Below are 12,693 nucleotides of genomic sequence, written 5' to 3' on the forward strand. Positions count from 1 at the left end.
GATGCCGACGATCCACATGAGGCAAAGGGCAAGGGCCCAGAACTTGAGGTTGGACAGCAACCGGGACATGACGAGACAAACCTCCTGCAACCGGGGGAAGAAAAGGGGACCGCGAGGGGCGGCTACAACCAGCCGTTCTTCCGGAATATTCGGTACAGCAGCAGACAGATCGCGAGAATGATCGAGACCACGATCGGATAGCCGAACTGCCAATGCAGTTCGGGCATGTAGTCGAAGTTCATGCCGTAGATGCCCGCGACCATCGTGGGCACCGTGATGATCGCCGCCCACGCGGTGATCTTGCGCATGTCGGTGTTCTGCTGCAGCGAGATCTTCGCGACCGTCGCGTCGACCAGGGTGCTGAGCAGTTCGTCGAACGCCGCCACGCGTTCGGACACGGTGGCGAGGTGGTCGGCGACGTCGCGGAAATACGACCGGACCTCGTCCGGCACCAGCCGCGTGTAGCCCTCGGCGAGCCGCGACACCGGCGTGGCGAGCGGGACCACCGCGCGGCGCAGTTCGAGCACTTCCCGCTTCATCAGGTAGATCTGCTCGGCGCTCACCGACGAGCGCGGCGCGAAGACCTGCGCCTCGATCTCGTCGATGTCCGCCTCGATCCGGCTGGTGACCTCCAGGTAGTGGTCGACCACGTGGTCGGAGATCGCGTGCACGACCGCCGCCGCGCCGAGGGAGAGCCGTTCCGGGTCGTCGTCGAGGTCACGGCGCAGCCGGGCGAGGCCGGAGTGGTTGCCGTGCCGCACGGTGATGACGAAATCGCGGCCGAGGAACACCATCAGTTCGCCGGTTTCCACGATCTCGTTGGCCGTAGTGGGCGACTGGTGCTCGACGTACCGGACGGTCTTCAGCACCAGGAACAGCGTGTCGTCGTAGCGCTCCAGCTTCGGCCGCTGATGCGCCTCCAGCGCGTCCTCGACCGCTAGTTCGTGCAGGCCGAACGTGTCCGCGATGCCCTGGATCTGGTCGGAATCGGGCTCGTGCAAGCCGATCCAGACGAACCCGGCGTGCCGCTTGCGCACCTCGCGGATCGCTTCCGCGTGCGTCCAGCGCCCCGGCAGCCGTTTGCCGTCGACATACACCGCGCAATCGACGACATAGGCCGACAGCGGCACCGGGATCGGCCGTTCGAGATTGGCCTTGGCCCGGCTGTTGCCGCGGCCGCGAAGGCCGCCAAGCGAGGGAATGGCAGGCATGGTTTCTCCTGGGCAGACGTCGTGGAACACGAAGACGACGGCCAGGCGGACTGCGGGGTCCGTCCGGCGGCACCGTGAGTTCCCGGACGCGGGCCTACCAGGAGCGGAAAAGGCCGGCCGGCGGAGCGGGAACGCACGTACTACTAGGGAGCGGACTATCACCACTGCTCATGAGCGGTCCCTCACCTCCTTTCGGCCGGGGCACGCCAGGGCGTGCGAAGTGGCAGGGGTCGCGTTGACGCGCGATCACCGATGGTCGAGGGTACTCCTCACCACGGATACGTGTCGCACCTGGTTCGGCAGGTGTTACCCGGACAGGAGGCGCAAGCGTGCAATTCGGCCGGTATTACGAGGAGTTCGAGGTCGGCGCGGTCTACAAGCACTGGCCCGGCAAAACCGTCACCGAATACGACGACCATCTGTTCTGCCTGATCACGATGAACCACCACCCGCTCCACCTGGACGCGCACTACGCGGGCGAGACGACCGATTTCGGCAAGAACGTCGTGGTCGGCAACTACATCTACTCGCTGCTGCTCGGCATGTCGGTGCCGGACGTGTCCGGCAAGGCCATCGCGAACCTCGAGGTCGAATCCCTCAAGCACGTGAAGCCGACCTTCCACGGCGACACGATCTACGGCGAGACCGAGGTGCTCGACAAGACCCCGTCGAAGTCCAAGGACGACCGGGGAGTGGTGTACGTCGAGACGCGCGGGTACAAACAGGATGGCACGATCGTGTGCATCTTCCGGCGCAAAGTGATGGTGCCGAAGCGGTCCTACGGCGACACGCGCGGCGGGGAGCAGCCCGGCCGTCCGACGCCGCACGAGTGATCGATCCGCCGCGAAGAGGAGCACGGGTGGCCATCGCCCTGGAGAAGATCAAGCAGACGCTGCGCAGGTTCGCCGAGGTGGAGGCGCGTGGGGTTTCGCCGCTGTACGACCACCTCGCCACGCACGCGGCCGAGGATGACGACGTCGCCGCCCTCCTGGCCGACGCGCGCGGCGGCGAAGCGCGCGGCACCTTGCTGTTCGCTGCCGCGCACCGGCTGGTGCAGGCGGATCCGATTCATCCGCTGTCGCGGTACTACCCGTCGGTCGGCGGTTTCGACGGCGTCGACAGCGAGACCTGGCCGTTGTTCCGCTCGTTCCTGCTGGAGCGCGCGGACCAGGCCCGCGAGATCATCTCGACCCGCTACACGCAGACGAACGAGGTGCGGCGCGCCGCGCTGCTGTACCCGGCTGTCACGGCGGCGGCGAAGGAAGCGGGCGGCAAGATCGCGCTGCTTGAGGTCGGCTGTAGCGCGGGGCTGCTGCTGGGGCTCGACCGTTTCGGCTACCGCTACCAGTGCGACGGCGGCGAGCAGCTCGCCGCCGGCCCCGCCAAGGCCGCTGTCGGGCTGCACTGCGCGATCGACCTCGAGCCTGGTGCTCGCCTGCCCAAGGTGCCGAAGAAGCTCGCGATCGCCGCTCGAGCCGGGCTGGACCGGGCTCCGGTGGACCTCTCGGATGAGGACGAGCTGGCGTGGCTGGAGGCGTGCGTCTGGGCGGATCAGGTCGACCGGATCCGGCTGTTGCGGACCGCCGCCGCGGAACAGCGGAAGCACGCGCCCGAGCTGATCGCCGGGGATGCGGTGGACGATCTGGCTTCGGCGGCCGCGCGGTTGCCGGAGGAACTGCCGCTGGTGGTGCTGACCAGCCACGCGCTGGCGTATCTCGGCGACCGGCGGGCGGACTTCGTGGCCGAGCTGGCCCGGTTGTCCTCGGAACGGCCGGTGTGGTGGGTGAGCCAGGAGTTCTACCGAGGCGCGCTGGAGACGGTTCTTCCTGGCCGGGACGACCTGTCCGAGGGCGAGGAACCCGCGATGGCGGTGCTGGGGCTGACGACCTGGGCGGACGGGAAACCGCAGGCCCGCGCGCTGGCTCGGACGGTGCCGCACGGCCAGCGGATGACCTGGCTGCCCTGATCTGCCTCGTGCGTGGCTAGGCCGGTTCTCCCCGGCTTGGCCACGCACGACGCTGTTCGGCGCCGTGCGTAACCTGTGTCACATTCACCCCATCAGTCACAGCGCCCCGCGGCGGCCGGGCTTGGGCTACTGATGCGCGTCCGGCGATATCGAATACGCGTTCCGCGCATTTTCCGTGCTCATCGCGGATGCTTGAACGCTTGCGAAACTTTCCGCCAACTCCGCAATCCGTTCCGAATCGCGGACGCCGCCCCGGGCAATACGGAATTGACCGCTCCGGGTTACGCGGCGGGCAACGCATTCCAGTCACGCAACGTCACCAGGAGCTGGTCCGTCAGGTGGCCCGCTTCGTCCAGATTGACCAGTTCGGTCGAGTTGACCCACCGTGCGTCGGAGGCGTCGTCGCCCGCGGTGAGGATTCCGCCGGTCCACGTGCATTCGTAGTCGTGGATGTCGTAGGAGCCGCGGACGACCGAGCCGGTCAGTGTGTGCGGTCTCACGTCGAGCCCGGTCTCCTCGCGAAGCTCCCGGACGACCGCCTCGTGGTCCGTTTCGCCCGGTTCGACCCGGCCGCCGGGCAGCGACCACAGCCCCTTTCCCGGGTCGTTCGCGCGCCGGATGAGCAGGAGTCTGCCCTGGTCGTCGAACACGATGCCGCCGACGCAGCGTTCGAGTGCGTCCATGCCGCGAACGTAGCCGACCCCCGGCGCGACCCCTAGCGCTCGGGAACCTGTACACGGAGAGTAGCCGTACGGTACACTTCGAGCGCCTGGCTGACCCATGCGCGGGACTTTCCTCCCGCGTGAGTGGTCAGTGCGGTACAACGTAGAAAGTCAGTTTTCCGGGTGTCATGGAAGAGACGGGATTGATCGCTGTGAACGCGAAGAAGCTTGCGGGACTCGTGGGTATCGCGTTGGTGCTGTTCTTCGTGATCGCTCAGCCGGGCCATGCTGCTGGTCTTGTCAGCAACATTGTGGACTTCCTCCGCAGCTCGGCCGAATCGGTGATCACGTTCGTCAGCAACATCTTCCACTGACGGCAGGGGATACCCTCGAACCATGTTCGCGCCACGCGACCCTGACGAGTACCTGCTCGACACCGAGCGGCGGGTCATCCGGATCCGCCGCCACTGGGCGGTGCTCCTCTGGGACACGTTCGAGGCAGCCGCGCTGCTGATCGTGTGCGTGCTGGTGTCGTATCTGCTGCCGCCCTCGATGTGGGTGGTGCAGAACATCCTCTGGTACGTCGCGCTGGCGGTGGTGCTGCGGTTCGCCTACGTGATCATCGAATGGTGGGTCGAACGGCTGGTCGTCACCGACAAACGGTTCGTGATGACCACCGGCGTCTTCACCACCAAGGTGCTGATGATGCCGATCAGCAAGGTCACCGACCTCACCTACCAGCGTTCGGCCTGGGGCCGGATGCTGGGCTACGGCACGATGGTCGTCGAGTCGGCGGGCCAGATCCAGGCGTTGAACCGGATCGACTACCTGCCGCGGCCCGAGGAGTTCTACGACACGATCTCCGAGCTGGTGTTCGGCGACAAGCAGAAGCAGGCCGAACGGTTCTCGATGATCAAGGCGCAGCGCGCGGCACGGGGCAAGAAGCCGGTCGGCTGACCTTCGCGGCGTCGGCACTGGTCCCGGCGCCGGGGTGACCCAGCGCATCGTCGAGAATAGGTCTGATGCGCATCGACCTGCACGCCCATTCCACGGCCTCCGACGGTACCGACAGCCCTGCCGAGCTTGTCGGCGCTGCCGCGCGTGCCGGTCTCGACGTCGTCGCGATCACCGACCACGACACCACCGCGGGCTGGGAACCGGCCGCCGCGGCCCTGCCCGCCGGGCTGACGCTCGTGCCCGGCGCGGAGCTGTCCACGGTGTCGGTCGATCCGGACACCGGCTACGAGATCAGCGTGCACCTCCTCGCGTACCTCTTCGACCCGGCCGCGCCGGCGATCGTGGCGGAACAGACGCGGCTGCGCGTCGAACGGCGCACCCGGTTGCGGCGGATGGCCGAGCGGATGGCCGCCGACGGCCTCCCGGTCGACGCCGACGAAATCCTGAGCCTCCTGCCTGAGGACTCGCCGGCCGGACGGCCGCACCTCGCGCAGGCACTCGTCCGCGCCGGCTTGGTCAGCTCCGTGGACGAGGCGTTCGGCGACTATCTGCACAGCCGCCGCGGCTACTACGTCGCGCGCCGCGACACTCCGGTCGAGGAAGCGATCGACATGGTCACCGCGGCCGGCGGGGTTACCGTGATGGCGCACCCCTTCGCGTTCAGCCGCGGAGCGACGATCAGCGAGGACACCCTGCGTGACCTGGCGGCCCGCGGACTGACCGGCGTCGAGGTCAACCATCCCAACCACGACGCGGCCACCCGGGCGCGCACGCGCGAACTGGCGGACGAGCTGGGCCTCATCCGCACCGGGTCCAGCGACTACCACGGCACGAACAAGACGATCGGGCTCGGCCAGGAAACGACCGAACCGGACCAGCTGGAGGAATTGGTGGGGCGGGCGACCGGCTTCCAAGTGGTGAAGGGCTGAGATGGCCGTCTCGGATTTCTTCGACGCGAAGCTCTTCATGAGCGCGACGATCACCCTCGTCGTGATCATGGACCCGCCCGGCACGGTGCCGGTCTTCCTGAGCCTGGTCGGCCGCAAACCCATGGCCACCCGGGTGAAAGCGGCCCGGCAGGCGGTGCTGGTGTCGCTGCTGGTCATCTCGCTGTTCGCGGTGGCGGGGCAGGCGATCCTGGCGTATCTGGGCATCGGCATCCCGGCCCTGCAGGGCGCGGGCGGCCTGCTGCTGTTGCTGATCGCGTTGCAGCTGCTCACCGGCAACGCGGGCAGCAACGAGCCGGAGGCGGCCGAGGACGTCAACGTCGCCCTCGTTCCGCTCGGCACGCCCCTGCTGGCCGGTCCTGGCGCGATCGCGGCGACCATCGTGTTCGTCCGGCAGGCCGACGGGCACCTCGGCGCATACATCGCGCTCGCGCTGGCGATCGTGACCGTGCATTTCGTGCTGTACACCTGCATGCGGTTCTCCGGCGTGGTCATCCGGCTGATCAAGGAAAGCGGCATCACGCTGCTGGCGAAGATCGCCGGTCTGCTGCTCGCCGCGATCGCCGTCGAGCTGGTCGCGAATTCGGTGCAGGGCTTCATCGCCGGCGGCTAGCTTGGCGGCCCACGCCGGAAAGTGTCGGTGGGGGTGCGTAGCGTGGGCGTCGATGGAAGGGGGCGGCGTGAAAGAACAGCTGGGGTTCGACTTCGGCGTCGAACAACCGCAGCGGCTCACCAAGGTGTCGCCGGCGAGGCTGAGCACGTTTGACGACTGTCCGCGCCGGTACCGGTTGAGCTACCTCGACCGGCCGACGCCGCAGCGCACCGGGCCGTGGGCGCACAGCACGCTGGGTGCCGTGGTGCACAACGCGTTGCGCGCGCTTTTCGACCTGCCGGTAGCGAAACGGACGCCGCAACGCGCGATCGCGCTGGTGTCCGAGCATTGGAAGGACGCCGGGTTCGCCGACGACGACCAGGCCGCCCGCTACCGAGCGCGCGCGAAGGGCTGGGTCGCGGAGTACGTGGAGGACAACGACGTCAGCGACGACCCGGTCGGTCTCGAACGCTGGGTGTCCGCACCGGTCAGCACGACCGGCGGCCGCCCGACGATGATCATCGAAGGCCGCGCCGACCGGATTGACCAGCGCGGCGGCGAACTGGTGGTGGTGGACTACAAAACCGGCCGCCGAGCCCCGGACGAACACGAGGCCCGAGCGTCACAGGCACTGGCGATGTACGCCGTGGCGTCCACGCGCACGCTGCGCATGCCGTGCACGAAGGTCGAGCTGCACCACCTGCCGTCCGGCACGATCGCGGCGGCCGAACACACGCCGGAAACCTTGAAACGGCACCTGGAACGCGCCGAGGAGACCGCCGGAGATCTGCGGCTGGCAGCAGATACCCTTGACGCGGGCGGCGATGGAGACGCGTTGTTCCCCGCCCGCCCCGACCGCCGCTGCGCCTGGTGCGACTTCCGCCCAAGCTGCGCAGCGGGCCAGGAAGCGGCTCCTGCCGCGCAGCCGTGGGATTTGCTTGCGCCGTAGGGGCTTTTCGAGATGCGGATGGGACCCGGGGATCGTTTGTGGCACCGGACATCAGGAATGCGGCTCGTGCGGAGGCTCGGCGTCGTGGGGGCGGGGATGGCGGCGCTCGCGAATTCTCGGCTGACGATCGGGGCGTTCGCGGGGCTTCGGCCGGGGATCAGGACGTTCGGGATGCTGTGGCCGGGGATCGAGGTGTTCTTCGCGAAGCTGCGGTCAGGAATCGTGGCGCTCGCGAAGCTGCGGTTCGGGAGCGGAGCGTTTGGGAAGTCTCGGCCGGTGAGCGGGGTGCGCGTGGGTCGGTGGCTGAGAAGCGGAGTGTTCGCGAAGCCTCGGCCGAGGATCGGGGCGTTCGCGGGTCTGTGGCTCAGAAGTGGAGTGTTCGCGGTGCAGCAGGGAAGGATCTTGCCGCGGTGAGGAATGGCAGGGTCGAGGAGGAACGCCGTGCGGTGGGGGAACGCGGTCGTCGTGCTGGTGGTGTGGCAGGTCGCGCCGACAGCACCAGCACCCACGGCACAGCCGTCAATGGCGGTGGTGTGAGGGAGGATCGTGCGGTTGCCGGTCGTGCGGTGTCGCCGCGGGAGGATCGCGAGGCCGTCGGTGGTGCGGTGGGGGATCGTGTGGCTGGCGCGACGTTCCAGGCCTCGGCGGATGATCGCGCGGCCGAAATGCGCACAGCTCCGGTTATCCATGACTCGCCGGGCGCTCACCTGGCGGGCGCCGGTGCTCAGGCCGACCGTGATTCGACGACGGCGGATGCCTCAGCTGATCATGACCGGGCGGAAAATCGCGGTGCTTGGCGCGGCGACACGGCGGATGCCGCGGCTTGCCATGACCGTGCGGAAGAGCGCAGTGCTTGGGGCGGCGATGCCACGGTTATCCATGACTCGGCGGCCGGGAACGGTGCACCAGGCAGCGTTTCCCCGGTTATGCATGACTCAGCGGCAGCCGATTCGGCAGTGGGGCACGGCGCGGCTGACGTTATCCATGAAACGCCGTCCATACGAGACAGCTCGACCGTCGGCGATGAGGAGGCAGCTGAGCGGGACGGGGCAGCGAAGCGGAAGCCCCGAGGGCGCTGGTGGCGCGGGTTCACCGGCTCGGTCGCTGCGGGGATGGCGGTCTTGGCCGTCGGGGTGCTGGTCGTCGGCGTGTTGTGTTTCGTGAACGGGGCGTCCGGGCCGGGGGTCCTCAAACTGGTCGGGCATCCGGTCGCCGCGGTGATTGTGCTTGTGCTGCAACGGGTTGCGGACCGTCGCGTGGGGAAAGTGGCGGGGGTTGCCGGGGTTGGGGTGCTGGTCGTCGCGGCGGTGGCGTTGGGGGTGTTGTGGTGGTTCTGAGGCCGTCAGCGCAGAGCGGCGAGGGTCGGGCCGCGCTGTTCCAGTAGGACTGGGCCTAGCGCGGTGAGCCGGACTGGGCCCGTGTAGGCGCCGCGGTCGACGCCGACTGTGCGCAGGGTCGCGCCGTTCGTTTCGTTCAGTACGGCCAGGCCGCCGCGGATGGGCACTACCAGCTGCGTCGCGAAGGTGATTCCTGGGCCGAGTGTGCCGTCCAGGGTCCAGCGCGGGGACAAGTCGTCTCGGGACAGGGCGACGGTTTTCGAGCCGGTGAACCAGTAAATCCCGGCTGCGGTGCGGGTCGTCGCCTCGGTGCCGCCGACGGGGTCGTTCGCTACGTCGGACGCGGGGAGATCCATGGGGTAGGCGGCTTTTTGCGAACCGTCCGCGCCGTAGACGACGTAGAGTTTCTGGTCGGGCAGCAGGACGCCGGTGAGGTCGCCCGACATCGCGATCACCCGGGCTCGTTTTCCTGCCAGTAGGGCGGTGTAGGTGACCTTGGGTTCGTCCTCGTGCTCGGCGGTCGCCCGGTAGACAGTGAGCCGGTCGCTTCGGTCGCCGGGGCAGCGTTCGATCACGCCGATTTTGTCGGCGGCCGCTGCTACGGTTCCGTAAGTGCAGTTGGGGCGGGGTTGCTTGTTCGCGTTTTGCAGGAACGGGACTTTGCCGTACTCCATGCTCTTCACGAGATCGTCGCGCCACGTGTCGAGGAGGTGTTTGCCGGTGGTCGTCACGTGGCTGCCGTCGTTGACCAGGCGGGTGCCCAGTTCGGCGTCGCCGTTGCGCTGGGCGGTGATCCGGCCGGTCGCCGGGTCGAGCTGAGTGACCTCGCTGCAGCCCATTGTCTTGCGGTACACGGCGTTCACCCGGCCCCAGGCGGTGTCCACAGTGCACAGTTGCAGGTTTTCGCGGGTGTAGTGCCAGCGGATCTGCCCGGTGAGCGGATCGCGGCCGGCCACCTCGCTGCCGTCCGCGGTGGTGACGGTGTCGGACTGTCCGATCGGGATTGGCGTCGCGGAACTCGGGGCCTGCCACAGCTGCGTCATCGCGCCGGGGACCGAGGTCGGCGGCGTGGGGAGAGCGTGCGGCGGGTCGGCCAGTGCGCGGCTGGTGTGCAGGTTGTCGCTCGTGGCGGCGACGATCGCGGCGACCACCGCGACCACCACGACGATCGCGCCCACGACCAGCCGATCCCGTCCGCGGTTCCACGGCGAGCGGCGGGCTTTCCCCGGCGGCGCGGCGGGATCCGCGGTGGCGGGTGGGTGGGGGAGGAGGTTTTCGGAGCCGTAGGGCTCTGTGGAGGTGATCCCGGGGTCCGCGGAGTCGTCGGTGACGCGCGCGATCGGGCCGGTTTGCTCCTCGGGAGTGTCCGGCGGGATCGGGGCCTCGGCGGCTGCGTGGCGGGGGGCCGAGCTGGTCGATTCGGTTGGGGTTGGCGCGGCAGGGGGTGCGGACTGAGCGCTGGGAGTAGCCGGTTCGACGGAGCCGGTTTCGCGGTGGCTGCCTGCGGCGGGGTTCGCGGACGGCGTGCCGGGGTTGGCTGAGGCTTGTCCGGCGGGGTTTGCGGATGACGGTGCCGGAGCAGCCGATTCAGCGGACGGGCCGTCGGGAGTCGACGCGACGGAGCCCGCGGAGCGCGGGTCTGAAGGGGCAGGTTCAGCGGAAGTGTTTCCGGTGTGGCGGCCCGAGGGTGATGGGGCGGGGTTCGCTGGCACCGGATCGGAGGCGGCTGGTTCGGCGGAGGCGGTTTCGTAGTGGCTGCCTGAAGCTGACGCCGTGGCCTCTGCAGGTGGCGTGCCGGAGTCGGCCGGTTCGGCGGAAGCGGTCCCGGCATGGCTGTCTGAAGCCGACGTCGCGGGGTTTGCTGGTGTCGGGCCGGAGTCGGCCGGTTCAGCGGAAGTGCTTCCGGCATAGCGGCCCAAACCCGACGCCGCAGCCTCTCCGAGTGACGGGTCGGAGTCAGCTGGTTCGGCGGAAGCGCCCCCAGCATGGCCGCCCAAACCCGACGCAGCCTCCGACGGGCCAGAATCAGCCGTCTCCCCAGGCCGACCAGGCTCCCCCGAGCCGTCCCCAGGACCCACCTCACCGCCGGGGACCGAGACGGGCGCCCCGGCCGGGGTGGGCGGCTCGGGGCGTTCGTCTGGGGTCGCGGGAGTGCCCGCTACGTTCGATCCGGGTTCGGGGGGCGTGTCGTCGGTGCCGTTCCCGTGGTCGTTCACGTAACTGACTCCCGGTGTGTCGCTCAGTCTGCCGACGCAGGTGTATCAGATGCGGACGGACGACGGCGACGGCGGCGGCGTGCCGGACGGTCTCCGGTCTCGCCGGAGTCGGACGTCGTCGCGGGGGTTGCGTTGCCGGTGGACGTCGCCGGGCCCGTCGCGTCGGCGCCCGAGCGGGTGCGGCGGCGGGTCCGGGGGCGCTCTTCCTGCTGGTCAGGCGAGGAAGCGGCGGCGTCGGCGGCCTCGATGGCGGCGGCCGAGCGGGCACCGCCGCGGGTCCGCTTGCGCGGGGCGCGGTTGCGTTTGCGCGGGGCTTCCTCGTCAGAAGACGCGGACGGACCAGCCGAGCCGCGGCGGCCCCGGCGTTTGCCGCCCAGGTCTTCTTCCTTCTCCGCGGACAGGCCGGCTCGCGTGCGCTTCGACAGCGGCAGGCGGCCCTTCGTGCCCTCGGGAATGCCCAGGTCGCTGAACAGGTGCGGCGACGACGAGTACGTCTCCACCGGCTCCGCCAGGTCGAGGCCCAGCGTGTCCGAGATCAGCTTCCAGCGCGGTTCCTCGTCCCAGTCGACCAGGGTGACCGCGACGCCGGTGCGGCCCGCGCGGCCGGTGCGGCCGATGCGGTGCACGTAGGTCTTCTCGTCCTCGGGGCACTGGTAGTTGATGACGTGCGTGACGTCGTCGATGTCGATGCCCCGGGCCGCGACGTCCGTGGCCACCAGCACGTCGACCTTGCCCGAGCGGAACGCGCGCAGGGCCTGCTCGCGGGCGCCCTGGCCGAGATCGCCGTGCACCGCGGCGGCGGCGAAACCGCGTTCGACCAGGTCGTCGGCCACCTTCTGGGCGGTGCGCTTGGTGCGGCTGAAGATCATCGTGAGGCCGCGGCCCTCGGCCTGCAGCGCCCGCGCGATCAGCTCCGTCTTGTCCATCGAGTGCGCCCGGTAGACGAACTGCGCCGTGCGCTCGTGGATCGCGCCCGCGTCGTTCTCCTCGGCCCGGATGTGCGTGGGCTGGTTCAGGAACGTCCGCGCGAGCGTGATGATCGGGCCCGGCATCGTGGCGGAGAACAGCATGGTCTGCCGCTCGTCCGGCACCATCCGGAGGATCCGCTCGATGTCCGGGAGGAAGCCGAGGTCCAGCATCTCGTCGGCCTCGTCGAGGACGAGCCCGCGGACCTTGCCGAGCACCAGGTGCTGCTGTTCGGCCAGGTCGAGCAGCCGGCCCGGCGTGCCGATGACGACGTCGACGCCCTTGCGCAGCGCCTCGATCTGCGGTTCGTACGGGCGTCCGCCGTAGATCGCCAGCGTGCGGATGCCCAGGTGCTTGCCGGCGCCCTTCAGGTCGTTCGCGACCTGGATGCACAGCTCGCGCGTGGGCACCACGACCAGCACCTGCGGGGTGCCGTCGCCGGGCACCTCGACGCGGTGCAGCAGCGGGACGCCGAACCCGAGCGTCTTGCCCATGCCGGTGCGGGCCTGGCCGATGAGGTCGTCGCCGGCCATGGCGAGCGGCAGGGTGAGCGCCTGGATGGCGAAGGTGCGCTCGATTCCGGCTTCGCCGAGCGCCTTGACAATTTCCGGCTTCACACCGAACGACGCGAACGTCGGCGACTCCTCGGTCACCGGGGCACCGGCCTGAAGCGGGTGCGACGTGTCGAGCGCGGCCGGTCCGTTTTCGCTGTGCTCGAGAGCGACAGCGGCGGTGGCCTGCGCGGTTTCGGTCTGTTCGGTTGTGGACTGTTCTGCGGTCAGGGTGATCGCCTCTCTCGTGACCAGCGCGCACAGGCCGGTTGTCACTCGACACTCGACCGGGGGCCTGACTCGCACCCGCGCCTCGTCTGCGGAGGCCGATGGTGCCGG

Annotated in this window: 13 protein-coding genes; 9 read left to right on the top strand and 4 right to left on the bottom strand. The window is 69.2% G+C overall.

Translation table 11 applies throughout. The features are described from left to right. Positions 1 to 122 precede the first annotated feature (122 nt). Positions 123 to 1,211 (bottom strand): magnesium/cobalt transporter CorA, encoded by a 1,089-nt coding sequence (gene corA, locus RPX00_RS19085; protein ID WP_406641097.1) that lies wholly within the window; start codon positions 1,209 to 1,211, stop codon positions 123 to 125. A 329-nt stretch (positions 1,212 to 1,540) separates the two neighbouring features. Between corA and RPX00_RS19090 the strand changes: the two genes are divergently transcribed. Beyond that, entirely contained in the window at positions 1,541 to 2,044 is a 504-nt protein-coding gene (locus RPX00_RS19090) for a MaoC family dehydratase (RefSeq protein WP_037815874.1), read from the top strand. A gap of 32 nt (positions 2,045 to 2,076) precedes the next feature. Further along, positions 2,077 to 3,177, top strand: a complete 1,101-nt coding sequence (locus tag RPX00_RS19095) for a DUF2332 domain-containing protein (protein ID WP_406643000.1) — start codon at positions 2,077 to 2,079, stop codon at positions 3,175 to 3,177. 281 nt (positions 3,178 to 3,458) lie between these two features. Here RPX00_RS19095 and RPX00_RS19100 read toward each other — a convergent pair whose 3' ends face one another. Further along, complete coding sequence (locus RPX00_RS19100) at positions 3,459 to 3,860, bottom strand: NUDIX hydrolase (protein WP_406641100.1); 402 nt, start codon at positions 3,858 to 3,860, stop codon at positions 3,459 to 3,461. Between the two features lie 167 nt (positions 3,861 to 4,027). Here RPX00_RS19100 and RPX00_RS19105 point away from each other — a divergent pair, with 167 nt between their 5' ends. From RPX00_RS19105 to RPX00_RS19135, 7 genes are all read left to right on the top strand, one after another. Continuing rightward, on the top strand, positions 4,028 to 4,213 hold the full coding sequence (locus RPX00_RS19105) for a hypothetical protein (RefSeq protein WP_037815868.1): 186 nt from the start codon (positions 4,028 to 4,030) through the stop codon (positions 4,211 to 4,213). Between the two features lie 22 nt (positions 4,214 to 4,235). After that, positions 4,236 to 4,796, top strand: coding sequence for a PH domain-containing protein (locus tag RPX00_RS19110; RefSeq protein ID WP_009072960.1), 561 nt, complete (start codon positions 4,236 to 4,238; stop codon positions 4,794 to 4,796). Positions 4,797 to 4,861: 65 nt separating this feature from the next. Beyond that, positions 4,862 to 5,725, top strand: coding sequence for a PHP domain-containing protein (locus RPX00_RS19115; RefSeq protein ID WP_406641102.1), 864 nt, complete (start codon positions 4,862 to 4,864; stop codon positions 5,723 to 5,725). Between the two features lies 1 nt (position 5,726). Continuing rightward, positions 5,727 to 6,356 (top strand): MarC family protein, encoded by a 630-nt coding sequence (locus RPX00_RS19120; RefSeq protein ID WP_182894360.1) that lies wholly within the window; start codon positions 5,727 to 5,729, stop codon positions 6,354 to 6,356. A gap of 52 nt (positions 6,357 to 6,408) precedes the next feature. Next, positions 6,409 to 7,284 carry a RecB family exonuclease gene (locus tag RPX00_RS19125; protein WP_406641104.1) on the top strand — a complete coding sequence of 292 codons (876 nt, stop codon included), beginning with the start codon at positions 6,409 to 6,411 and terminating at the stop codon, positions 7,282 to 7,284. A 57-nt stretch (positions 7,285 to 7,341) separates the two neighbouring features. Continuing rightward, entirely contained in the window at positions 7,342 to 7,698 is a 357-nt protein-coding gene (locus RPX00_RS19130; RefSeq protein ID WP_406641106.1) for a hypothetical protein, read from the top strand. Further along, on the top strand, positions 7,695 to 8,621 hold the full coding sequence (locus RPX00_RS19135) for a hypothetical protein (RefSeq protein WP_406641108.1): 927 nt from the start codon (positions 7,695 to 7,697) through the stop codon (positions 8,619 to 8,621). The genes RPX00_RS19130 and RPX00_RS19135 overlap by 4 nt, the downstream gene beginning before the upstream one ends. A 5-nt stretch (positions 8,622 to 8,626) precedes the next feature. Here RPX00_RS19135 and RPX00_RS19140 read toward each other — a convergent pair whose 3' ends face one another. Beyond that, a complete protein-coding gene (locus RPX00_RS19140) occupies positions 8,627 to 9,997 on the bottom strand; it encodes a hypothetical protein (protein WP_406643002.1) in 1,371 nt (456 codons plus the stop codon). Positions 9,998 to 10,860: 863 nt separating this feature from the next. Next, positions 10,861 to 12,456 (bottom strand): DEAD/DEAH box helicase, encoded by a 1,596-nt coding sequence (locus RPX00_RS19145; RefSeq protein WP_406643004.1) that lies wholly within the window; start codon positions 12,454 to 12,456, stop codon positions 10,861 to 10,863. Positions 12,457 to 12,693 lie beyond the last annotated feature (237 nt).

The sequence above is a fragment of the Amycolatopsis sp. WGS_07 genome, from assembly GCF_045278895.1.
Taxonomy (GTDB): Bacteria; Actinomycetota; Actinomycetes; order Mycobacteriales; family Pseudonocardiaceae; genus Amycolatopsis.